The 23,485-nt window shown below is 57.1% G+C and carries 18 protein-coding genes and 4 pseudogenes; 12 read left to right on the forward strand and 10 right to left on the reverse strand.

Features of this window, described 5'->3' with window-relative positions:
- On the forward strand, positions 1 to 1,127 hold a 1,127-nt coding region (locus P3C52_RS17600), incomplete at its 5' end, for a basic amino acid/polyamine antiporter (protein ID WP_275556229.1).
- A gap of 1 nt (position 1,128) precedes the next feature.
- Here P3C52_RS17600 and P3C52_RS17605 read toward each other — a convergent pair.
- The gene (locus P3C52_RS17605; protein WP_275556230.1) at positions 1,129 to 1,542 is read right to left on the reverse strand and encodes a hypothetical protein; all 414 of its coding nucleotides are present in this window, start codon (positions 1,540 to 1,542) and stop codon (positions 1,129 to 1,131) included.
- Positions 1,543 to 1,719: 177 nt separating this feature from the next.
- Here P3C52_RS17605 and rstA point away from each other — a divergent pair, with 177 nt between their 5' ends.
- From rstA to P3C52_RS17630, 5 genes and pseudogenes are all read left to right on the forward strand, one after another.
- On the forward strand, positions 1,720 to 2,445 hold the full coding sequence (gene rstA / locus P3C52_RS17610) for a two-component system response regulator RstA (protein WP_275556231.1): 726 nt from the start codon (positions 1,720 to 1,722) through the stop codon (positions 2,443 to 2,445).
- Complete coding sequence (gene rstB / locus P3C52_RS17615) at positions 2,442 to 3,746, forward strand: two-component system sensor histidine kinase RstB (protein ID WP_275556232.1); 1,305 nt, start codon at positions 2,442 to 2,444, stop codon at positions 3,744 to 3,746. Before rstA ends, rstB begins: the two co-directional genes overlap by 4 nt.
- 18 nt (positions 3,747 to 3,764) lie before the next feature.
- A complete protein-coding gene (locus P3C52_RS17620; RefSeq protein WP_275556233.1) occupies positions 3,765 to 5,249 on the forward strand; it encodes a carboxypeptidase M32 in 1,485 nt (494 codons plus the stop codon).
- 155 nt (positions 5,250 to 5,404) lie between these two features.
- A pseudogene (gene asr / locus P3C52_RS17625) lies at positions 5,405 to 5,680 on the forward strand (acid resistance repetitive basic protein Asr); the annotation flags it as partial.
- Positions 5,681 to 5,958: 278 nt separating this feature from the next.
- A complete protein-coding gene (locus P3C52_RS17630; protein ID WP_275556234.1) occupies positions 5,959 to 6,771 on the forward strand; it encodes a serine protease in 813 nt (270 codons plus the stop codon).
- Positions 6,772 to 6,786: 15 nt separating this feature from the next.
- Here the strand turns inward: P3C52_RS17630 and hrpA are convergent.
- Positions 6,787 to 10,685, reverse strand: a pseudogene (gene hrpA / locus P3C52_RS17635) (ATP-dependent RNA helicase HrpA).
- Positions 10,686 to 10,938: 253 nt separating this feature from the next.
- Between hrpA and azoR the strand changes: the two are divergent.
- Positions 10,939 to 11,538 (forward strand): FMN-dependent NADH-azoreductase, encoded by a 600-nt coding sequence (gene azoR / locus P3C52_RS17640; RefSeq protein WP_275556235.1) that lies wholly within the window; start codon positions 10,939 to 10,941, stop codon positions 11,536 to 11,538.
- Positions 11,539 to 11,575: 37 nt separating this feature from the next.
- Here the strand turns inward: azoR and P3C52_RS17645 are convergent, their stop codons facing one another.
- The 3 genes and pseudogenes from P3C52_RS17645 to P3C52_RS17655 form a co-directional block, all read right to left on the reverse strand.
- Complete coding sequence (locus tag P3C52_RS17645; RefSeq protein ID WP_275556236.1) at positions 11,576 to 11,896, reverse strand: YdbL family protein; 321 nt, start codon at positions 11,894 to 11,896, stop codon at positions 11,576 to 11,578.
- Positions 11,897 to 11,907: 11 nt separating this feature from the next.
- Positions 11,908 to 12,093, reverse strand: coding sequence for a YnbE family lipoprotein (locus P3C52_RS17650; RefSeq protein WP_275556237.1), 186 nt, complete (start codon positions 12,091 to 12,093; stop codon positions 11,908 to 11,910).
- Positions 12,083 to 14,707: pseudogene (locus P3C52_RS17655) on the reverse strand (YdbH family protein). The gene P3C52_RS17650 and the pseudogene P3C52_RS17655 overlap by 11 nt, the downstream one beginning before the upstream one ends.
- A 173-nt stretch (positions 14,708 to 14,880) precedes the next feature.
- On the opposite strand from P3C52_RS17655, the gene P3C52_RS17660 reads away from it, so the two are divergent.
- The gene (locus P3C52_RS17660) at positions 14,881 to 15,879 is read left to right on the forward strand and encodes a 2-hydroxyacid dehydrogenase (protein WP_275556238.1); all 999 of its coding nucleotides are present in this window, start codon (positions 14,881 to 14,883) and stop codon (positions 15,877 to 15,879) included.
- Positions 15,880 to 15,909: 30 nt separating this feature from the next.
- Here the strand turns inward: P3C52_RS17660 and P3C52_RS17665 are convergent, their stop codons facing one another.
- The gene (locus P3C52_RS17665) at positions 15,910 to 16,182 is read right to left on the reverse strand and encodes a DUF333 domain-containing protein (protein ID WP_275556239.1); all 273 of its coding nucleotides are present in this window, start codon (positions 16,180 to 16,182) and stop codon (positions 15,910 to 15,912) included.
- Between the two features lie 287 nt (positions 16,183 to 16,469).
- Between P3C52_RS17665 and P3C52_RS17670 the strand changes: the two genes are divergently transcribed.
- From P3C52_RS17670 to ttcA, 3 genes and pseudogenes are all read left to right on the forward strand, one after another.
- Entirely contained in the window at positions 16,470 to 16,886 is a 417-nt protein-coding gene (locus tag P3C52_RS17670) for a DUF2000 domain-containing protein (protein WP_275556240.1), read from the forward strand.
- 199 nt (positions 16,887 to 17,085) lie between these two features.
- A pseudogene (locus P3C52_RS17675) lies at positions 17,086 to 17,187 on the forward strand (hypothetical protein); the annotation flags it as partial.
- Between the two features lie 168 nt (positions 17,188 to 17,355).
- Entirely contained in the window at positions 17,356 to 18,288 is a 933-nt protein-coding gene (gene ttcA / locus P3C52_RS17680) for a tRNA 2-thiocytidine(32) synthetase TtcA (RefSeq protein ID WP_275556241.1), read from the forward strand.
- 42 nt (positions 18,289 to 18,330) lie between these two features.
- On the opposite strand, the gene P3C52_RS17685 is transcribed toward ttcA, so the two are convergent.
- From P3C52_RS17685 to P3C52_RS17695, 3 genes are all read right to left on the reverse strand, one after another.
- Entirely contained in the window at positions 18,331 to 18,486 is a 156-nt protein-coding gene (locus tag P3C52_RS17685; protein ID WP_275556242.1) for a hypothetical protein, read from the reverse strand.
- Positions 18,487 to 18,757: 271 nt separating this feature from the next.
- Positions 18,758 to 19,741 carry a zinc transporter ZntB gene (gene zntB / locus P3C52_RS17690; protein WP_275556243.1) on the reverse strand — a complete coding sequence of 328 codons (984 nt, stop codon included), beginning with the start codon at positions 19,739 to 19,741 and terminating at the stop codon, positions 18,758 to 18,760.
- Between the two features lie 212 nt (positions 19,742 to 19,953).
- Positions 19,954 to 21,564 (reverse strand): ABC transporter substrate-binding protein, encoded by a 1,611-nt coding sequence (locus P3C52_RS17695; protein WP_343252031.1) that lies wholly within the window; start codon positions 21,562 to 21,564, stop codon positions 19,954 to 19,956.
- Between the two features lie 160 nt (positions 21,565 to 21,724).
- Between P3C52_RS17695 and mpaA the strand changes: the two genes are divergently transcribed.
- The gene (gene mpaA, locus P3C52_RS17700; protein ID WP_275556260.1) at positions 21,725 to 22,435 is read left to right on the forward strand and encodes a murein tripeptide amidase MpaA; all 711 of its coding nucleotides are present in this window, start codon (positions 21,725 to 21,727) and stop codon (positions 22,433 to 22,435) included.
- A gap of 22 nt (positions 22,436 to 22,457) precedes the next feature.
- Here mpaA and ycjG read toward each other — a convergent pair whose 3' ends face one another.
- Complete coding sequence (gene ycjG, locus P3C52_RS17705; protein ID WP_275556245.1) at positions 22,458 to 23,435, reverse strand: L-Ala-D/L-Glu epimerase; 978 nt, start codon at positions 23,433 to 23,435, stop codon at positions 22,458 to 22,460.
- Positions 23,436 to 23,485: the final 50 nt, after the last annotated feature.

Below are 23,485 nucleotides of genomic sequence, written 5' to 3' on the forward strand. Positions count from 1 at the left end.
GGGGCTACTGGCTGTGCGCCGTTATTGCCAACGTTTCCTATCTGGTGATCGTTTTCTCGGCGCTGAGCTTTTTTACTGACTCGCCGGGCCACGTCGTGTTCGGCGACGGCAATACCTGGCAGGCGATGCTTGGCGCTTCGCTGTTGCTGTGGCTGGTTCACTGGCTGGTGCTACGCGGCGTACAGACTGCTGCCAGCATTAATATGCTCGCCACGTTAGGCAAACTGGTGCCGCTCGGCCTGTTTGTGGTGCTGGCGATTATTGCCTTTAATTTTGACCGCTTCCGCTTCGACTTTACCGGCGTCGCGCTGGGCAAACCGGTCTGGGAGCAGGTGAAACAAACCATGCTGATTACGCTGTGGGTGTTTATCGGTGTTGAAGGCGCGGTGGTGGTTTCGGCGCGCGCACGCAATAAGCGTGACGTCGGTAAAGCCACGCTGCTGGCGGTGCTGGCGGCGCTGACGGTTTATCTGCTGGTGACGCTGCTGTCGCTGGGGATTGTGCCGCGCGCTGAGCTGGCGGAGATGCGCAATCCGTCAATGGCGGGCCTGATGACGCAGCTGATCGGCTCCTGGGGCAACGCGATTATCGCTGTCGGCCTGGTGGTCTCGGTCTGCGGTGCCTATCTGAGCTGGACGATTATGGCGGCCGAAGTACCCTTTATCGCCGCGCAACAGGGCGCTTTTCCCCGTAGCCTGAGCCGGCAAAATCGCCATAATGCGCCTTCCGCCTCGCTGTGGCTGACGAACGGCAGCGTGCAGGTGTGCCTGATTGTGATCTGGCTGACCAACTCTGATTACAATACGTTGCTGACTATCGCCTCGGAAATGGTGCTGGTGCCCTATTTCCTGGTGGGCGCCTACCTGCTGAAGCTGGTCTGGGGAAAAGGCGATGCGAAAATGACGGCGGTGGCGCTGGGCGCCTGCGCCTATGGCCTGTGGCTGCTCTACGCGTCGGGTCCGCTGCATCTGCTGCTGTCGGTCGTGTTGTATGCGCCGGGGATGCTGCTGTTTCTGTTCGCCCGCCGTGGCGGTCGGGCGTTTAGCGCGCTGAGCCTTGTCGAGCGCACCGCCATCGCCCTGCTGGTGATTGGTGCCTTCCCGGCAAGCTGGATGCTGATGAAGTAACTTAGTGTGGAGCGGTTGGGAACTGAATGGTCAGCCGCTCTTCCTGTTGCGACAGCGACAGCGGCTTGCGATATTCACGATGAATCGCATCAAGCTGTTCGCTGGAAAGCGGATACGGCAATAAAATATCAAACTGCGCGATGTGCTGCTGCTCGGCTAACGTAATCAGTCGGGCAATATTAATTTCATCGCTTACCTGGGTAGAAATGATTTGTAGCGCTAATTCTTTCAGCCGCTCTGAAGGGGGCCGCTGCGAATCCGCCGGATTGCGCGTCACCATACCAAAGATAGGCATTACGCCATAAATCGCATCGACAAAGCTCCAGCGCTTTTTACAGGATGCAGCAAGAAAATCGGTATAATTGAAGCAGATACGATCATTTATGACCGCTGACGCCAGCTGTTTATCTGACACCCTCACTCTCCTCCTGGCCAGAAAAAAAGGGTTACAACCTGCGTTAACAACCCTGCAGATATAATGGCATAGTTTGACACTCTTGTACTATACATCTTGCAGCATTTAACCGTCGTTGATGGTCGTTATTATCTGAAAAGGTTATGCTGCGGTAATGTGCAGCCTGAATTCCGCATCATGAATAAAATAGTTTTTGTCGAAGACGATCCAGAGGTCGGCGGGCTGATCGCCGCCTGGCTTAGCCGCCACGGACTGGAGGTGATTGTTGAACCCCGGGGGGATCGGGCGGAAGAGGTTATTGCCCGTGAACAGCCCGATCTGGTAATGCTTGATATTATGCTGCCGGGCAAGGATGGCATGACGCTCTGCCGCGATCTGCGCGCGGGTTGGCCCGGTCCCATCGTATTGCTGACCTCGCTGGACAGCGATATGAACCATATTCTGGCGCTGGAGATGGGCGCCAATGACTATATTCTGAAAACCACGCCGCCAGCGGTTTTGCTGGCACGTCTGCGGCTGCATTTACGCCAGGCCAGCGTGGCGACGCACGATGAAATTGCGCCGGTGGTCAGCAGTCAAAAAGCGCTGCGCTTTGGCGCGCTGACCATCGATCCGCTTAATCGACAGGTTACGCTGGGCAACGAAATCATTGCGCTTTCCACCGCCGATTACGATTTGCTCTGGGAGCTGGCAACGCATGCCGGCCAGATCCTGAACCGCGACGCGTTGTTGAAAACCCTGCGCGGCGTGAGTTATGACGGCATGGATCGCAGTATCGACGTGGCGATCTCCCGCCTGCGGAAAAAGCTGCACGACAGCGCCACCGAGCCTTACCGGATTAAAACCATCCGTAACAAAGGCTATCTGTTTGCGCCGCACGCCTGGGATACCCATGCGCCATGAGAAAACTTTTCATTCAGTTCTATCTGCTGCTGTTTGTCTGCTTTCTGGTAATGACCATGCTGGTCGGTCTGGTCTACAAATTTACCGCCGAGCGCGCCGGACGGCAGTCGATGGACGATCTGATGAAAAGCTCGCTCTATCTGATGCGCAGCGAGCTACGGGAAATTCCGCCGCGCGACTGGAATAAAACCATCAATAACCTCGACCTCAATCTCTCTTTTAAGCTGCATATCGAGCCGATGAGCAAATATCAACTCGATCCGATCAGCATGCGCCGTCTGCGTGCCGGCGAGATTGTGGCGCTGGATGATGAATACACCTTTTTACAGCACATTCCGCGCAGCCATTATGTGCTGGCGGTTGGCCCAATCCCCTACCTCTTTTTCCTGCATGAAATGCGGCTGCTGGATATCGCGCTGCTGGCCTTTATCGGCATGTCGCTGGCGCTGCCGGTGTTTATCTGGATGCGTCCCTACTGGAAAGATATGTTGAAGCTGGAGTCGGCGGCGCAGCGCTTCGGCAAAGGGCATCTGGACGAGCGCATCCATTTTGATAATGCCTCCAGTCTGGTGCGGCTGGGCGTTGCCTTTAACCAGATGGCGGACAACATCAATACGCTGGTCGCCAGCAAAAAACAGCTGATTGACAATATTGCTCATGAGCTGCGCACGCCGCTGGTGCGGCTGCGCTACCGGCTGGAGATGAGCGATAACCTCAGCGCGGCGGAATCGGCGGCGCTGAATCGCGACATCGGCCAGCTGGAATCGCTGATTGAGGAACTGCTCACCTACGCCCGCCTCGATCGTCCGCAGGTCGAACTGTTTTTGCAGCCGGTCGATCTCGCTCACTGGCTTAGCGAACGCATTGCCGATATTAGCTCGGTGCATCCCGAATATGACATCGCGCTGGATCTGCCGCAGCGCGATAATTTCGGCGTCTCCGATACGCGACTGATGGAACGTGTGCTGGACAACCTGGTTAACAATGCGCTGCGCTATGCGCAACGTCGGCTGCGCGTTGGCCTGTGGTTTGATGGCGGCCTCGCCTGCCTGCAGGTGGAAGATGATGGCCCCGGCATTCCGGCAGAGGAGCGGCTGCGCGTTCTGGAACCTTTTGTGCGTCTCGATCCCAGTCGCGATCGCGCTACCGGCGGCTGCGGCCTCGGCCTGGCGATTGTTCAGTCGGTGGCGCTGGCGCTGGGCGGCCATGTGGTCATCGACAGCAGCCCGCTGGGCGGCGCCAGCGTTCGCTTTTGCTGGCCGGTTGATTTACCCTTGCGGGAGACGGCAATCCGCCCCTAACGTAGCAAGGAGATCTGCGTGACATCTGCTTATCAACAACTGACGCAAACCTTTCAGCGCCTGTCGCGCTTTGGGCACCTTTCCGCCATAGCGGGCTGGGATATGCAAACCATGATGCCGCCCGCTGGCAGCCAGGCGCGCGGCGAAGCGCTGGCGGAACTGAGCGTATTGCAGCATCAAATCCTGACCGACAGCCGAATGAAAAGCTGGCTGGACGCCGCGCAGCAGGAATCCCTGAATGATGTGGAACAGGCTAACCTGCTGGAAATGCGACGCGCCTGGCAGCAAGCAGCGCTGCTGCCCGCCTCGCTGGTGGAAGCTAAATCGATCGCCGGTTCGCGTTGTGAACACGCCTGGCGCCAGCAGCGTCCGGCCAATGACTGGCAGGGTTTTGCCGTTAATTTAAAAGAAGTGGTGCGCCTCAGCCGCGAAGAGGCGGAGATCCGTGCGCAGGCCGCGGGCTGTTCGCGCTATGACGCGCTGCTCGATCTCTATGAGCCGGGCATGACCAGCGCACAGCTCGATACCACCTTCGGCGATCTGAAGCAGTGGCTGCCAGATTTGCTGGCGCGCGTGGTGGAAAAACAGGCCGCCGAGCCGGTTGATGCGCCGGTCGGCCCTTTCCCGGTGGAGGCGCAGCGCCAGCTGGGATTACAGCTGATGAAACTGCTCGGCTTCGATTTTAATGCCGGACGCCTCGACGTCAGCGCGCACCCGTTCTGCGGCGGCGTGCCGGAAGATGTGCGCATTACCACGCGCTATAACGAAAACGAGTTTGTCAGCGCGATGATGGGCGTGATCCATGAGACCGGCCATGCGCGCTATGAGCAGAACCTGCCGAAAAGCTGGCCGGGGCAGCCGGTAGCGCTGGCGCGTTCTACTGCCATCCATGAGTCGCAAAGCCTGTTCTTTGAAATGCAGCTGGCGCGCAGCGCGCCGTTCCTGCAGCATATTTTGCCGCTGGTCGTCGCCCAGATGGGCGATCAACCTGCGCTGACGCCGACCAATTTTGTGCGCCTGAACCAGCGCGTGAAACGCGGCTTTATTCGCGTGGATGCCGATGAAGTCAGCTATCCACTGCACGTGATCCTGCGCTATGAAATTGAACAAGCGCTGATCGCGGGCGAAATTGAAGTCGAGGATATTCCGGCGCTGTGGCATGAGAAAATGCAGCGTTACCTCGGTCTGGATACGCAGGGCAACTATCGTGACGGTTGTATGCAGGATATTCACTGGACCGATGGCGCGTTCGGCTACTTCCCGACCTACACGCTGGGGGCTATGTATGCCGCACAGCTTTTCCAGGCGCTAAAGCGCGCGCTGCCGCAACTGGAGAGTCAGATTGCGGAGGGGCAACTCCAGCCGATCTTCGACTGGCTGTCACAGAATATCTGGCAGCACGGCAGCCGTTTCCCGACGGCGCAACTGATCGCACAGGCGAGCGGCGAAGATCTCAACCCGCAACATTTCCGTCGCCACCTCGAACAGCGTTATCTGGGCTAACCGCCAATGAGGGCTCGCTTTCCGGCGGGCCCTTGTTATGTACATTCGGTTACACGCCGATACCAATCACTCACGGAAAGCCCGCGCGCATTTCCCTATAGTCTCTTCACCGGCCCCGCAGTGGGCTAATAGATGAAGAAATAGAGGGTTTTGCAATGAAAAAATTATTTGCTCTGGTTGTAGCCGCTGCTATGGGTCTCTCTTCCGTGGCTTTCGCAGCGGATAACGCCGCCGCGCCAGCTGCTGCAACCGCGACCACTGCTGCTCCGGCGAAAACCGGTCACAAAGTAGTTCATCACAAACATAAAAAAGCCGCAGCGCAGAAAGCGCAGGCCGCGAAAAAGCACCACAAAAAAGCGGTTAAGCCAGTAGCCCAGAAAGCGCAGGCTGCGAAAAAACATCACAAAAAAGCCGCTAAGCCGGTAGCAAAATAATCGCAGGAGCGCGCTCCTCACTCATCGCTAACAAACACCCGGTTCGCCGGGTGTTTTTTCCTGGAGTAGCAGAAATGGTACGTCGCTATCGTTTCGAAATTATTCTCGTCATCATGATCCTCTGCGGCGCCATTGCGGCCTGTTTTTACGTTTGATGTCCGTAGCGTACTGATATTCTGGATTAAACTCCCTTTTTTGCTGCTCACCGACTATAGTTACGCATGACGCGTGTTCACCCTTAAATTCTTATAATTCTCCCCTTTTCTGAGAGAGATATGCGCATAACGGCTGTGTTAGTAGTGGGTTTACTCTGTTTTCCCTTTTTTTCACATGCAGATGATGATGACGGCCCCGGACCTGAAGAGTTAAAAACGCTGTTCTTTGGCCATGACGATCGGAAACCTGTCGATCGCGCCGCCAGCGTGCCCTGGGAAGCGATCGGCCAGCTGGAAACCGAAAGCGGCAATTTATGCAGCGCAACGCTGATCTCAACGCATCTGGCTCTCACGGCCGGACACTGTCTGGTGACGCCGCCGGGCCGTCTGGATAAGCCGGTTGCGCTGCGTTTTATCGCGGACAATAACGGCCACTGGCGCTACGAAATTCATGATATTGAAGGACGCGTCGATGCTAGCCTGGGTAAAAAGCTTAAGGCGGACGGTGATGGCTGGATCGTTCCGGCGGCGGCGGCACCTTACGATTACGGTCTGATTGTGCTGCGTAATCCGCCGTCAGGCATTGCGCCGATACCGCTGTTTAGCGGCTCGCGCAGCGACTTAACCGCCGCGCTGAAAGCGGCTGGACGCAAAGTGACACAGGCGGGTTACCCGGAAGATCATCTGGACGGGCTTTGGTCTCATCGCGATTGCCTGGTGACCGGCTGGGCGCAGCGTTCCGTGCTGTCGCATCAGTGCGATACGCTGCCCGGCGACAGCGGCTCGCCGTTACTGTTGCAAACCGACAACGGCTGGCAGCTGATTGCGGTACAAAGCGCGGCGCCCGCCGCCGCAGATCGCTGGCGCGCCGATAACCGGGCGATTGCGGTGACCGCTTTTCGTGACGATCTGGAAGAACTGGCCGCCGAATAAGGCGGCCAGTCCTGATCAGGCGGCAATTTGCTCCATCGCCTGCAAAATACGCTTGTCGGAAACAGGATATGGCGTGCCAAGCTGCTGAGCGAAGTAGCTGACGCGCAGCTCCTCAATCATCCAGCGGATCTCCTGCACGTCCTCATCATCGCGCCGCGCAGGCGGCAGTTTATTGAGCCAGCTCTGCCAGGCCTGCTGTACCTGCTCCACTTTCAGCATACGCGCCCGGTCGCTGTGCGGATCGACCGGCAGCTTCTCCAGCCGCCGCTCAATCGCCTGTAAATAACGCAGCGTATCGGGCAGCCGTTTCCAGCCGTTTTGCGTAACGAAACCGCGATAAACCAGCCCGCTCATCTGCGCTTTAATATCGGACAGCCCCAGCGCCATGGTCATATCCACGCGCCCTTTTAGCCGTTTGTTGATATTAAAGACCGTCGTCAGAATCTGCTCGACCAGCTTCGCAATCTCCACCACCGTATCGTTCAGCCCGGCGCGCACTTTCTCATGCAGCTGTTGATAATCGTCCTCTTTCCAGGCGGGCCCGCCGTTTTCTGCCATCAGCTTATCGATGCCGCAGGTAATGCAGTCATCGATCAGCTCCAGCACCTTGCCGTAGGGATTGAAGTAAAGGCCCAGCTTGGCTTTGTTCGGCAGCTTTTCATGCAGATATTTTATCGGCGACGGAATGTTAAGCAGCAGCAGGCGGCGCTGGCCGCGCCACATCATTTTCTGCTGCTCATGCTCGCTGTCGAACAGACGGATCGCCACGCTCTCTTTCTCGTCCACCAGCGCGGGCCAGGCTTTCACGCTGTAGTTGCCGCGTTTCTGCTCGAACTGGGTCGGCAGATCGCCGAAACTCCAGATATGCAGGCCGCTCTGCTCCAGCCCGTCATCGGCCACCTTCGACAGCGTTTCCTGCACCTTGCCTTTCAGCGCCGCTTTCAGGGCCGCCAAATCCTTGCCCTCCTGCAGCTTGCGGTTATGTTCATCCAGCACGCGAAAGGTGATTTTCAGGTGATCGGGCACCTGATCCCACTGCCAGGCTTCACGGTCGATAGTGACGCCGGTCATCCGGCGGAACTCCCGCTCCAGCGCATCCAGCAACGGCACGTCAGTGCTGGTAACGCGTCCCAGGAATGCCTCGGCGTAGTTGGGCGCTGGCACAAAGTTGCGGCGCACCGGTTTCGGCAGCGACTTAATCAGCGCCACGATCAGCTCGCGCCGCAGGCCGGGAATTTGCCACTCAAAGCCAGCTTCCTCCACCTGATTTAACAGCGGCAGCGGGATATGTACCGTCACGCCGTCGGCATCCGCGCCCGGCTCGAACTGATAGCTCAGACGCAGCTTCAGATTGCCCTGGTGCCAGAAGTTCGGATAGTCGAGCTTGCTGACCTTATCCGCGCCCTCTTTAATCAGCATCTCTTTATCGAAGCTGAGCAGATCGGGTGTCTGCTGGCTGACCTTTTTCCACCAGCTATCGAAATGGCGTGCAGAAACTACCTCGTGTCCGACGCGACTGTTGTAGAAGGCAAACAGCGTTTCATCATCCACCAGAATGTCGCGGCGGCGCGATTTATGTTCCAGGTCTTCCACTTCGCTACGCAATTTCTGGTTGGCCTTAAAGAAGGCGTGACGCGTTTGCCAGTCGCCTTCTACCAGCGCATGACGTATAAACAGTTCGCGCGACAATTGCGGATCGATTTTGCTGTAGTTCACCTTGCGCGCGGCAACAATCGGCAGGCCATAAAGCGTCACCTTCTCCATCGCCATCACCGCGCCCTGCGCTTTTTCCCAGTGCGGCTCGCTGTAGCTGCGTTTCAGCAGGTGTTGCGCAATCGGCTCGATCCATTCAGGATCGATGCGCGCAGCGATGCGGCCCCAGAGCCGGCTGGTTTCCACCAGCTCCGCCACCATGGTCCACTTCGGCGGCTTTTTAAACAGCGCCGAACCGGGGAAGATAGAGAAACGGGCGTTGCGGGCGCCGCTGTATTCCTGTTTTTCTGCATCCTTCAGGCCGATATGCGACAGTAAGCCGGTTAGCAGCGCGGTATGGATTTCGCGATACGGCGCCGGTTCGCTGTTCACCGGCATGCCCAGTTCACGCACTACCTGACGCAGTTGGGTATAAATATCCTGCCATTCGCGCACTCGCAGGTAGTTCAGATAATCGGTCTTGCACTGGCGACGGAAAGCGTTGCCGGAGAGCGCCTTCTGCTGCTCCTGCAGATAGTTCCACAGATTAACGAAGGCGATAAAATCGGACTCTTTGTCGGCGAAACGGCGATGTTTCTCATCGGCGGCCTGCTGTTTCTCCACCGGCCGCTCGCGCGGATCCTGAATAGAGAGCGCGGCGACGATAATCATCACTTCGCGCACGCAGCCATATTTTTGCGCTTCCAGCACCATGCGCGCCAGACGCGGATCCACCGGCAGCTGCGCCAGCTGACGGCCCGACGGCGTCAGGCGGTAGCGCCCCTCTTCTTCGGTAATCGCACCCAGCTCTTCCAGCAGGCGCACGCCATCCTGAATATTGCGTTTGTCCGGCGCCTCCACGAAGGGAAATGCGCTGATATCGCCCAGCCCCAGCGCGGTCATCTGCAAAATAACCGACGCCAGGTTGGTCCGCAGAATTTCCGGATCGGTAAATTCCGGGCGGCTTAAAAAATCCTCCTCGGAATAGAGACGAATACAGATGCCTTCAGAGACGCGGCCGCAGCGCCTTTACGCTGGTTGGCCGACGCCTGCGAAACGGGCTCAATCGGCAGACGCTGCACTTTGGTGCGATAACTGTAGCGGCTGATGCGCGCCGTACCGGGATCGATAACATATTTGATGCCAGGCACCGTCAGCGAGGTTTCCGCAACGTTGGTCGCCAGCACAATGCGCCGTCCGCTGTGCGCCTGGAAAACCCGATTCTGTTCGGCGTTCGACAGGCGCGCATAGAGCGGCAGAATCTCCGTATGCGGCAAATCGCGCTTGCTCAGCGCGTCGGCGGTATCGCGGATTTCCCGCTCACCGCTCATAAAGATCAGAATATCGCCGCTGCTCTCCTGGCCCAGCTCGTCCACCGCATCAAAAATCGCCTGCAGCTGATCGCGATCGCTGTCATCGACATCGTTCACCACCGGGCGATAGCGCACTTCCACCGGATAGGTGCGGCCAGAGACTTCTACCACCGGCGCGTTATTAAAGTGGCGCGAGAAACGCTGCGGATCGATGGTCGCCGAGGTGATGATCACTTTTAAATCGGGACGGCGCGGCAGCAACTCGCGCAGATAGCCAAGCAGGAAATCGATGTTCAGGCTGCGCTCGTGCGCCTCATCGATAATGATGGTGTCGTACTGCATCAGCAGCCGATCCTGCTGAATTTCCGCCAGCAGAATCCCGTCGGTCATCAGCTTGATTTGCGTGTTGTCGCTGACCTGATCGTTAAAGCGAACCTTATAGCCCACACAGCCGCCGAGCGAGGTCTCCAGCTCGTCGGCAATGCGGTTGGCGACAGTGCGCGCCGCCAGACGACGCGGCTGGGTATGACCGATCAGCCCTTTTACGCCGCGTCCCAGCGTCAGGCAAATTTTCGGCAGCTGGGTGGTTTTCCCGGAGCCGGTTTCGCCCGCGACGATCACCACCTGGTTATCACGAATGGCGTCGGCGATTTCCTGCTGTTTCTGGCTCACCGGCAGGTTTTCCGGGAAACGCACGACAGGTGTCGCCGCCTGGCGCTGCTGCAGGCGCTGTTCCGCCACGGCAAAATCCTGCGCCAGTTCTGCGGCGATGCCCTGCAGCGCCGCTGGGTTTTTAACTTTCTTCGCACCGTGCAGGCGACGCTGAAGCCGCTGACGATCGCGCAGCGTCAGGTTATCGAGGCGCGCCCAGAGGGCAGCCAACGGCGATGTGTTTGATTCAACAGACATAGTAATTACCTTATTAACGCGGCCGCTTCTGTTTGCTGTTATGGCCGCCGCGTGGTCGGTTCAGGCCGACGTCGCATTCATTTCTTGCGGCGTATGTTAGCACAGGGCGCCCGACGTTGATGACTGCCTCTACGCTTGTTCAAGAATTTCGAACATTGGTCTCGAAATATTGCGCTTTCACTGCCGCAGCAAACTCCCTACAGTGTAAGCCATTGAGCGAACAGACTTCCGCATTCACAGACAGGAAAAAAACATGAGCAAAGTATTAGTTTTAAAATCCAGTATTCTTGCCGGTTATTCTCAGTCAGGGCAGCTGGCTGATTTTTATGCTGAACAGGCGCAGGCGAATGACGACCAGGTAACGGTACGCGACCTGGCGGCAAACCCGATTCCGGTACTGGACGGCGAACTGGTTGGCGCACTGCGTCCTTCCGATGCCGCTCTGACGCCGCGTCAGCAGGAAGCGCTGGCCCTTTCCGATGAGTTAATCGCGGAGCTGAACGCTCACGACGTGATTGTTATTGCGGCGCCGATGTACAATTTCAACATCCCTACCCAGCTGAAAAACTACTTTGACCTGATCGCCCGTGCTGGCGTGACGTTCCGCTATACCGAAGCGGGCCCGGAAGGTCTGGTTAAAGGCAAACATGCAGTGGTGATCTCCAGCCGTGGCGGCATTCATAAAGATACGCCAACCGATCTGCTGGCGCCGTATGTTCAGCTGTTCCTGGGTTTCATCGGCATTACCGACGTGAAATTCGTCTTTGCTGAAGGGATCGCCTACGGTCCTGAAGTGGCGACCAAAGCGACCACCGAAGCGAAAGAAGCGCTTCAGCAACTGGCGACCGCCTGATTTATCGCGCTGGCTGCCGCTCTGGCGGCCAGCGTGGTTATTTCCTGATCCACTTGCCGTTAATGCCCTGCACATACTCTCCCGCAGAGGCCCGCGTCACCAGTTTTTCCCCGGCAATACGCGCTACCTCATCGGTGGTGAGGTTATTGCGCTGCGCAATCTGGCGATAATGCGCTTCCCGTCCCTGATTAATGCGCGTTGCCAACGCCTGCGTTTCGGCATCCTGCTGACGCACCGCCACGTAGCCGCTCAGGGTTTCGCCGACGCGCCCCTGCTGACGCGCCTCATCAAGCGTAAGCGCCTGCGCCAGCGGCGAGAACAGCGCAACCAGTAAGCAGAGTCTGGCCCAGCCTTTCATTGTGCCTCCACTCAGAACAGATCCTGATTTTTCAGCAGCGCTTCTACATCTTTATCCGCCTTAATATGGATTTCATGCTCGATCTTCACATTCATATTGATGGTGATCGGCTCTTTTGGCGCTGCGATCTCAATCCGCGGTACGCAACCTGCCAGCCCAATAACGCAGGCCAGCGGCAGCATCCGGTTAATTATCATTTTTCGGGTCCTTCTGTGACGGCAGAGCCGCTTTCTGCTCTACCCAGGATTGCAAATTATCGCCAAAACGCAGGCTACGCCACAGCTGGAACAGGTTCTCCTGATGGCTGTAGTTAAGATTGACGTGCTGATCGCGGTTGCTGAAACGGCTGGTGCCATTTACCTCGGCCTGCATCGTCAGATCGCCGATAGCATTAAGGTTAAGCGTGGCCCAGCTACGAGAGATTTCCATATAGCGCAGCCAGTCAAGCGCGGCACCGGCGGCAACATTATTACGGGTAATGGCGTCCGCCATCTCTTTATCCAGCCGCAGCGTCAGGCTGCCACTGTTGGCTATCCAGCCATCTTTCACCAGCCAGGGCGAATTATCCAGCCACAGCGGCAGCTCGCCGTTAATGCGCCCGGACATGGCGATCTGTTTCGGCTTCAGGGCGGTAATCAGCTCGCTCAGGCTGATATCGTGCAGGCGAATGATCGCCGGCTGATGCTGCGGCATGCGCAGCTGCGGCATACTCAGGCTGCCGCCCAGCAGCGCCAGACTGACATTGCTGAGGGTCAGCGGCGCACTCTCCTGCCAGGGCCAGCTGCCCTGCAAATCCGCCGTGACGTCGTTAATCACAAACTGGTTGCGCAAGGTCTTAATGCGTAGCGAAACCGGCTGGTGCGGCCCCAAATACCAGCGGCTCTGCTGCAGGCGGAACGGCAGTGAAAAATCGATGCCTTCGACGCTGTTGTCCGGCATCCACAGCGCGCCGTTTTGCACTACCCAATGTCCGCCAGCGATAAAGCCCTGTTTATCATCTGCGGAAAACGCTACTTGTGCCCGCAATGTGCCGTCGGTGATTTTCATCTTCAGATCGGGATTGAGCAGCGGCTGGAACACGCGCAGCGACTGCTGCGGCCACCAGGCCTGCCCGCGCAGCCGTTCGCCATCCCAGCGGCCATTGACACGCACCGGGCCAATCTCCTGCGCCTGTAGGCTGCCGTTAAACAGGAAATTCGCCGGATCGCGGCCTTTTATCGCCAGCAGCAAGACTGAAGCAGGTAAATAGCCGCCGCTGCTGAACTGCGTTTGTGCCGCATCCAGCCTTAACGTGCCGCTTATTGCGCTTTGATTGACGGCACGCTGCCAAACCAGCGGCTGCTCCAGCCGCAGCCGTGGCTGATTAACGGTGGTAATACCGTAATGCAGCCGATCAAAGCCGGTAGAAAGGGTATCCAGCGTGATGGCGCTCTCCTGCCAGTTGCCGGTGCCGCGCACGTCCCATTTGGCAGCCAGCGGCGCCAGATAGCCGTTGCCCCAGTAGCGCCACGCCCAGTGCCCGCTATCAGGCCAGAAATTTTGTGCGCGGCCGTCAAGATGCAGCGTGAAACGCCCTTTCGTCGCCTCATGCGCGCTCAGGATCGCCTGCAGACGCCCATTGATGCCGGATGAGGAAAGGGTGACGCCAGCCAGCGGCCAGCGCGCCTCATCCACTTCCAGCGTGGAGAGCAGGCGACCACGCATACGCAGCAGCGCGCCCGGCGCCATATGCAGCTGCGGATTCAGCAACGAACCTTGCAGCATGGCGGGTAAGGAAGCGTAAAACTGCAGCGCGGCGAGTTTGCTTTCACCGGTAAGGCGCAGCGGTAGCTGGCTGTTAGTCAGCGACAGGCGTCCCGGCCCCAGCGACAGCACCACGTTGCCTTTACCGCCCCGTCCCTGCGTCAACATATTCAACCGCCCGCTGATTTCCGTCGCCTCCAGCCCCTGCTGCCAGTCAGCAAACGTCAGCGAGACGCCGCCCGCCAGCGGCTGCGCCGCCCAGGGCCAGCGCCAGCGACCTGCTTCAATACGAATCTGCTGCGGCGTGACCTGCCAGGGCAGCTCCAGCAGCGGTTCCGTGTTCTCTGTTGTTTGCAGCAGCAGCTTGCCCTGCTGCTGTTGCCAGCTGAGCGCAACGCGCAACGGATGCGGCGCCTGTGCCAGGGTAAAATTGCCGTCAAGCTGCCCCGTCTCCGGCACGCCGTTAGCAAATTCTGCCAGCATCAGCGTGCCGTGCAGGCTAACGGGCTCGCTAAAGTGGGCGCCTGCAGCTGGAGCTGACGCAGCGTAAGGCGCTGTCCCTGCAATTCAGCCTGAAGCCGCAGGTTATCACCCTGATAGTTAAGCTGCTGGCTGCGCGCATCAAGACGCAGACTTAACGCGCCGGCCCAGCTTTGATAAGGATTGACGAGCAGCTGTTTTATGTTGACGTCAGCGACTGGCAGCAGCGCCTGCCACTGCGCCAGTGAACGCGGCGCGCGGTCGGCGCCGTCGTCGTCAGGCAGATGGCTCAGACAGGCGGTATCCAGCGTGAGTCGCTGGGCTTCGGCCTGCCAGCGCTGATGCTGATAGCCTACAGCGATCCTGAACCGCCGCCAGCTGACATTCGTCGGCCAGATAGCGCAGCGTCGGAAAATGCAGCGCGCCCTGCCGCCAGCGCGGCGGCGCATCCAGCGCAATTCGTGTCCCGACAGGCAGCCAGATCCCTGCCAGACGCGGCAGCCAGTGCGTTACGCTAAGCAGCAGCGCCAGCACCAGCAGAACCAGCGCCAGCAGCGTGGCCAGAGCAAAAGATAAGCGCCGACGCATTGCCATAACGGTCCTGTTCTGTAAAAAATCCCGGCGGCTATGATGTCATGTTCATCATGGTGGGTGAAGGTTTCGCTGCGCTTTTCTGCCAACGCACGCAGGCGGCAGATTAATGGTTACGCCCGATGGCAGCCAGTCTAGAATAAGAAGGAGACAATATTAAGGAGACGACAATGAAACTTGCGGTCTACAGCACCAAACAGTACGACAAAAAATATCTCGATAACGTGAATCAGCGTTTTGGATTCGAGATTGAGTACTTTGATTTTCTGCTCACCGAACGTACCGCCATTAACGCCGTCAACTGCGAAGCCGTCTGTATTTTCGTGAATGATGATGCCAGCCGCCCGGTGCTGGAAATCCTTAGCACCCAGGGTGTCAAAATTATCGCGCTACGCTGCGCTGGTTTTAATAACGTCGATTTAGCAGCGGCGAAAGAGCTGGGCATAAAGGTGGTACGCGTTCCCGCCTATTCGCCGGAAGCGGTGGCGGAGCATGCGGTAGGCATCATGATGACGCTTAACCGTCGCATCCACCGCGCCTATCAACGAACCCGCGATGCTAACTTCTCGCTGGAAGGTCTGATCGGCTTTAATATGCATGGCCGTACTGCCGGCGTGATCGGGACCGGTAAAATCGGTATCGCCACGCTACGGATTCTGAAAGGATTTGGCATGCGTCTGCTGGCTTTTGATCCTTATCCAAACCCGCAGGCGCTGGATCTGGGCGCGGAATATGTCGATATCAAAACCCTGTTCCGCGAGTCCGATGTCATTACGCTGCACTGTCCGCTGACGCCGGAGAACCACCATTTACTGGATGCCGCCGCCTTCAGCCAGATGAAAGATGGCGTGATGATTATCAACACCAGCCGTGGCGGCCTGGTGGATTCGCAGGCAGCGATTGACGCGCTGAAACAGCAGAAAATTGGTTCGTTGGGGATGGACGTTTATGAAAATGAGCGCGATCTGTTCTTTGAAGATAAATCCAACGACGTGATTCAGGATGATGTTTTCCGCCGCCTCTCTGCCTGTCACAACGTGCTGTTTACTGGCCATCAGGCATTTCTGACTGCGGAAGCGCTCACCGCGATTTCTGAAACCACCCTTTCCAACCTGCAGCAGCTGGCTAAAGGCGAAGCCTGCCCAAATGAGGTCAGCAGCCAGTCATAACGTCCGGCGCGCGCTATGCGCGCCGACATGTTAAAAGCGCGCGCAGCTACCGCTTTCCAGCGCGCTTTCGCTACAGCGACGACCGTTCGCTAACTGACACATTCCCGTACTGCTACCGTCCAGCTGACGTGAAAATGCCAGGGTGCCGCCCGCGCTGGCACAGTTACTCTCCGCCAGCGAGGACATAGATACTTTAGGTGGAACGTGGGCGGCGGTCGCCTGTTGCGGCGGTTCGTTGTCGCTGTTGCTGCACGCGCTAAGCAGCAGCGCAGCGCCGGCAAGCAGAAAGGTGGCTGCTTTCATGTGTGTCGGGCTCCGGGAATAGTTTAAATGAAGGCTTCGCCAGCATAAGCGACGTTTAACCATGCGTCGAGCTGTGAAACATCTTTTTACGTAATTTTATTCAGCAAAAGTCACCAGGAATCCTCTCGTTTCGCTTAAAGAATTTACTGAAAACCCTCTGTTAACCGGTGATCAATACGCAGCGGTAAAGCCACATCTTTTCTGCCCTGATCCTGCACAACATAATCCGGGCAGCAATCCTTTATGCTTTTCCCGGAAAAGTAGCCAGATAGTGAGGAAGATTTTGGATGTTTGAAGATAATCAGAAAAAGCTCTACATCATCGTTAACCGGACAATGGATCCCGCATTGCTGATGAATGCCACGGGCCATTTAGCCGCAGGAATCATGCAAAAAGCTGAGGAAAAGGTCTTCCACGACTATCCAAATGAAACGAGCGGATTAAGTGCTTATCTGAGTCATTATCCGGTAGTGATCCTGCAGGCCAAAAACAGTAATCAGTTAAGCAATGCTGTTCTGAAATGTCGTGAAACCGGGCTGCTCTACAACTTTTTTACGACCACTATGCTGGGGCAATCGACAGAGCAACAAATTCAGGCAACCAAAGAGGCTGCATTTGAAGCGCTGGAGTTTATTGCCATCGCTATTTATGGCGATACGGAGAAAATGGCGCCTGTTACGAAGAAATTTTCTGTCTTCAAATAAATTGCCATCCACTACCGCAGCCCGTATCCCTTTAACGGGCTGATTGATGTATACATGATAAAAACCTGCCGATGCGCGCCCTGAACACGCCCTGTGCATCAAGACCATTAACGTTGCCAGGGCGAAAACGGCATATTGCTTTTATTGCCCGCCAGCCAAAAGATGCTCATAAAACCCGTTATTCATTCCCGGTCGGCAGAGCAGAGAGAAGGCTGCGGTAAAACCTGCTGGAATTCGGCGGCGTAATCCGTACCATACGCGCCATACTTTCGCATATTGGCGGTTATCTGTCGGCGCCAATTGATACTTCATCGTCAACCGGATGGGACAGAAGAACGCGTAAAGGCTGTACAGCATCGATTTATTTAAATGGAAGATCTGCCGGCGCACAGAAGGATACGCTGAACGTCAAACCGGCGCGGTAAAGCGTTGCCTTTAAATGCCCTTTTGGTTCCTGAGACACTAGAAAATGCAAGATAATCAAACAGTTAATAAAAAAGAGCAATACAATATCAACAAGCTGCAAAAGCGCTTGCGCCGCAATGTGGGCGAGGCTATCGCCGATTTTAATATGATCGAAGAAGGCGATCGGATCATGGTTTGCCTGTCCGGCGGCAAAGACAGTTATACCCTGCTGGAGATCCTGCGTAACCTTCAGCAGAGCGCGCCGATTAACTTCTCGCTGGTGGCAGTCAATCTCGATCAAAAACAGCCCGGCTTCCCGGAGCATGTACTGCCGCAATATCTCGACTCGATCGGCGTCGAATATAAAATCGTAGAAGAAAACACCTACGGTATCGTTAAAGATAAAATCCCGGAAGGGAAAACCACCTGCTCGCTCTGTTCGCGTCTGCGTCGTGGCATTCTCTATCGTACCGCCAGCGAACTCGGCTGCACCAAAATTGCGCTGGGCCATCACCGCGACGACATCCTGCAAACGCTGTTTTTGAATATGTTCTACGGCGGAAAAATGAAGGGCATGCCGCCGAAGCTGATGAGCGACGATGGTAAACATATCGTTATTCGTCCACTGGCCTACTGCCGTGAAAAGGATATTGAGCGCTTTGCGATTGCGCGCCAGTATCCGATTATTCCGTGCAACCTGTGCGGCTCGCAGCCTAATCTGCAACGTCAGGTGATTGCGGAGATGCTGCGCGACTGGGATAAGCGTTACCCGGGCAGAATTGAAACCATGTTCAGCGCGATGCAAAACGTAGTGCCGTCGCATCTGGCTGATACCTCTCTGTTTGATTTTAAAGCGATTAAGCACGGCAGCGAAGTGGTGGATGGCGGCGATCTCGCCTTCGATCGTGAATCCCTGCCGCTCCAGCCGGTGGGCTGGCAGCCGGAAGAAGATGAGGAGACCGCGAGCCAGCGTCTCGATATTGTCGAACTCAGGTAAGTTTCCGGGCTTCCATACCTGGCCGGTATGGAAGCCAGTGGGCTATTTCATATGCGGCGGCGGATCGAGGATAGGCTCAGGATCCGGCATCGGATCGGGAACAGGCTGCGGCTGTGGAATAGGTTCCGGGACGGGAACCGGATCGGTAGGAATCGGGTCGGAAGCAGAAATCTGGTTGGATATCGACGTAGTCAACATATTTTCCTCCTCAGTTAGCTTGTTAGCTAAGCTTAGGAGAAATAATTGGTTGATGGCGAAGCGGCAAAAAAAAAGCCGGTTGTTAAACCGGCGTCGTACGAATCAATTGTGCTATGCAGTAATTCAAAAAAGGAAGTAAGACAATATGGAGCGCAACGCCCATCGCTTGACGTTGCATTCACCTGCGAGAGAAAGTTTGCCCCAGCCCTGCCCGACGTTTATTGACGTCGATCAGCTTTTTTCCGCATTTCTACTATTGCCCGCGCAATCCCTAGAGCCACTTACGCTTGTGCAACCAGAGCGCAACGCCCACGACCAACAGCACTAACATCAGGCAAAAAATCGCAAAGCCATAGTGACTTTCAGCACCGGGAATGCCGCCCAGGTTAACGCCGAACAGCCCGGTAAGGAAGGTGGTCGGCAGGAAAATCATCGCCAGCAGCGACATGGTATAGGTGCGTCGGTTCATCGCCTCCTGCATGATCGAGGCAATTTCATCGGCCAACACTGCGGTGCGGGCGATGCTGGCGGAGAGATCGTCAAGGCCGCGTCCAAGGCGATCGGCAATCTCCTGCATACGTCGACGTTCGTCATCGTCCATCCAGCCCAGCTTTTCACTTGCCAGCCGCGCATAGACATCGCGCTGCGGCGTCATATAGCGCTTCATCACAATCAGCTGTTTGCGCAGCAGTGCCAGCTCGCCGCGCGCCGGAATACGCTGATCCATCAGCGCATCTTCCAGCTCGATAATTTTATCCTGCAGGTCTTCAATAAATTCACTGGTGTGATCGGTCAGCACATCACACAGCTCCACCAGCCAGCTGCCGCCGTCTACCGGACCATTGCCGTTTTGCAGTTCGGTCAGCACTTCATCAATGGCGTTCACCTTACGGCGACGGGTAGACACGATCAGCTTATCGTTGATAAAAACCCGAATCGCCACCAGCTGTTCCGGGCGCGAGTCACTGTTGGGGTTCACGCTGCGCAGCGTAATCATAAAACCGTCGCCCAGACGGCTGACGCGTGGGCGCATACTGTCGCCAGCCAGCGCATCGCGTACCGCATCCGGAATTAGCGGCGTCGAGGCCAGCCATTCGGCGCTGCCCCGATGGGTATAGTTCAGGTGAAGCCAGCAGGGGCGCTCACAGTGAATGACATCTTTATCCTCAATGGGAATCAGACCGCCCTGCCCGTCAAGCTGACAGGCGATAATCGCGTCCGAAACCTGTAGCGCTTTTCCTTCAATGACGTTCACGTCATGCCTCATAATCAACGGAATGCAAACGCTACAGTCTAGCCTGCCGCCAGGCAGAATCAATCTCTCAGGCCAGCGGATTTATGGCCAGGGCGAACAGCCAACGGATCGCCCTGCCGCACGCTCACAGCGACAGGACATTTTGAAGAAGGCGTGAATGCCCCCCGAGCGAAAGCCCAGGGTTGCAGGTGCCAGCAGCGCTGGCGAAAGGATCAGTGCTTCAGGATATAGAGCTGACGGCTGTAGGCAACATCTTCTGGGTTGTTAATCGGATAGCCTTTTACCCAGGGCTTGATTAACCGCCCGTTGGTATATTGATAAATCGGCGCGATGGGCGCCTGCTCGTCAATAATCTGCTCGGCGCGGTTATAGTCATCGTTACGTGCCTGCGCGCTGTTTTCACGGCTCGCCTTGGCCAGCACCGCATCATAATCCGCCGATGTAAACTTAGCGATATTACCGCTGTGGCTGGAGGTCAACAGGCTTAAGAAGGTAGAGGGCTCGTTATAATCGCCAATCCATGAAGCGCGAATCACATCAAAATTGCCGCTGTTGCGGCTGTCGATATAGGTTTTCCACTCCTGATTTTGCAGTTTCACTTCGGCGCCCAGGTTTTTCTTCCACATTGAGGCGATAGCGATGGCGATTTTTTGATGATTTTCAGAGGTGTTATACAGCAGCGACAGCTTTAGCGGTCGGGTCGGGCCATAGCCTGCCGCCGCCAGTAATGCTTTCGCCTGGGTATTCAGTTCCGCCTGCGAATGCTGTTGCAGAATAGAGGGCTTCGCCGTAAAGCCAGCCACTACATCCGGTGTAAAATGCCAGGCGGGCTTTTCGCCGGTGCCCAGCACTTTCTCTGCGATAATCCGTCGATCGATGCTCCAGGAGAGCGCCCGACGCACGCGCGCATCGGCGGTCGGCCCGCGCTGCGTATTAAAAGCGTAATAGTAAGTGCCTAACTGATCGGGCGTATAAACCTCATTCGGAATGCTCTTCTTCAGCATGCCGTACAGGTTTTTCGGGAAGGACTCGGTAATATCAATATCACCGGCACGATAGCGTTTGGTGGCGCTGGATTCCTCATTAATCGGCACGAAAGTGACCTGACTCAGCACCGAATGGGCGTCATCCCAGTAGTGGCGATTGCGTACCAGCACAATTTTTTCGTTAACCACGCGCGACTGGAGCTGGTAAGCGCCGTTGCCCACCAGATTGCCGGGCTTCGTCCACTCATTGCCCCACTTCTCAATAACCTGTTGTGGCACCGGGAAGAGGCTGAAGTTGGCCGTCAGGCTGGGGAAGAAGGCCACAGGCCGATCGAGCGTGACTTTCAGATGCCACTTGTCCAGCGCGGTCACGCCCAGCTTTTCCGGTGCCATTTTGCCCTGGGTAATCGCCCCGGCGTTCTGAATCGCCGCCAGCCCGGCGAACCAGGCAAAGGTTGAACCGTTTTTAGGATCGACCAGCCGCTGCCAGCTATAGACAAAATCCTGCGCCGTCACCGGCTCACCATTTGACCAGCGCGCATCCTGACGCAGCGTAAATATCCAGCTTTGGTTATCGCTGCTCTGCCAGCTTTGCGCCACGCCCGGCACGATGTTGCCCTGCGCATCCTGGTTGGTCAGCCCTTCGAACAGATCGCGAATCACCTGAATTTCCGGCAGCCCGACCGCTTTAACCGGATCGAGCGAGGCCGGCTCATCTTTAATATGACGCACAATTTCCTGCTGCTCCGCCAGCGCCGTGCCGGGCGGCACCTGCGCCGCCTGTGCGGAGGAAAAAGCGTTGCGATTAAAAACGCGCCCAGCGTCATGCGAAATGATTTCATCTTGTCCTACCCTTAAAGCTGCCGGTCCGGCAATGCGTATTGGTGGCGTATGCTAACCGGCACTCTAGCGCAAATAATTGATCCCGAACCAGCTATTTTGCTTATTGCCGGTTGCCGCACCGCCGGTTCTGCGACCTTTTTCACAGGAGCGAATGATGACAATGCAACAGCCACGGCCACGGCGCGGGGCGCTCACGGCGGAAATGCGGCGCTATGGCCGATCGGCGCTGGGCGCGCCGCTGCTCTGGTTTCCGGCGGCGCAGGGCGATGGCGACAGTGGATTGATTCTGGCGGGGACGCATGGCGATGAAACGGCAGCGATCGTTACGCTCTCCTGCGCGCTGCGCACGCTGTTGCCGCAACATCAGCGGCATCATGTGGTGCTGGCGGTCAATCCCGACGGCTGCCAGCTTGGTTTGCGCGCTAATGCCAACGGCGTGGATCTGAATCGCAACTTTCCCGCCGCCAACTGGCAGAAAGGGGAAACGGTTTATCGCTGGAACAGCGCCGCCGGACAGCGGGACGTGCGGCTCTCAACCGGCACAAAGGCCGCTTCGGAGCCCGAAACCGCCGCGCTGTGCCAGCTGATCCATACGCTGCGGCCCGCCTGGGTGGTTTCGCTGCATGAACCGCTGGCCTGTATTGAAGATCCACAGTCCAGCCCACTCGGTAGCTGGCTGGCGGCGCAAATGGGCCTGCCGCTGGTCTCCAGCGTCGGCTACAGTACGCCCGGTTCGTTCGGTAGCTGGTGCGCCGACCTCGCGCTGCCCTGCATTACCGTCGAGCTGCCGCCCATTTCTGCCGATGAGGCGAAAGAGCGCTATCTGCCCGCCTTAACCGGGCTGCTGAGCTGGCAGGCGCAATGAATATTTCTGTCGGCGCGTTGCTTTAATTGACCGCCGTCAGGTCAATTTCTCCGCTGCCGAAGCGCAGAGCGGGCTCCACATCCACCGCCAGCCAGGTGGGGCCGTCAAGATCGATCAGGCGCGCGCGCGGCACCAGCGGCAGCGCGGCGCTGATCGCGCGCGATGTGCAGAGCATGCATCCCAGCATCAGAGTGAATCCCGCCTCTTCCGCCGCGCTGGCCAGCGCCAGCGCTTCGGTCAGACCGCCGGTTTTATCCAGCTTGATATTGATCATTTCATAACGCTGACGCAGCGCCGTCAGGTTGCCGCGAGTATGGCAGCTTTCATCCGCACAAATCGGTAGCGGATGGATAAAGTTTGCCAGCGCTTCATCATCGCTGGCCGGTAACGGCTGTTCCAGCATTTCCACACCGAGGTCGGCCAGTAGCTGACAGCGCGCCGCCAGCCCTTCGCTACGCCAGGATTCATTGGCGTCAACGATCAGGCGGGCTTCCGGCACCGCGCTGCGGATTGTCATCAGGCGTTCGGTAATCAGATGATCGTCCAGCTTAATTTTTAACAGCCCGGCGCCATTCTCCCACAGCGCCAGCGCGCTACTGGCCATTGATTCCGGCGTATCAATCGTCACGGTTTGCGCCATTTTCACTTTGTCGGGCAGTGTGACATTTAACTGCTGGCAGAGCGTGCGCTGTTGCTGACGGCAGGCGAGATCCCACAGCGCTGAGTCAATCGCATTGCGCGCTGCGCCCGCGGGCAGCGCATCCTGTAGCGCTTCGCGCGTCATGCCCAGTTCCAGCTGCGGCAGCAGCAGGCTGATTTGTGCCAGCACCGACGCCTCGCTCTCGCCATAGCGCGGATAAGGGGTGCATTCGCCCACGCCCTTAACGCCGTTTTCTTCCAGTTCAACCACCACCACGCCAGCCTGCTCTCGGCTGCCGTGCGAAATCACAAAGGGCTTATTAAGCGGCCATGCTTCGGGATAAACTTTAACCGTCCTCATCTTTTTCTCTCATTCTCAGGAAGATTGTCAGTGGGCTTGATTGCCGCAGC

The organism is Mixta sp. Marseille-Q2659 (assembly GCF_940807255.1).
In the GTDB taxonomy this organism is placed as follows: Bacteria; Pseudomonadota; Gammaproteobacteria; order Enterobacterales; family Enterobacteriaceae; genus Mixta.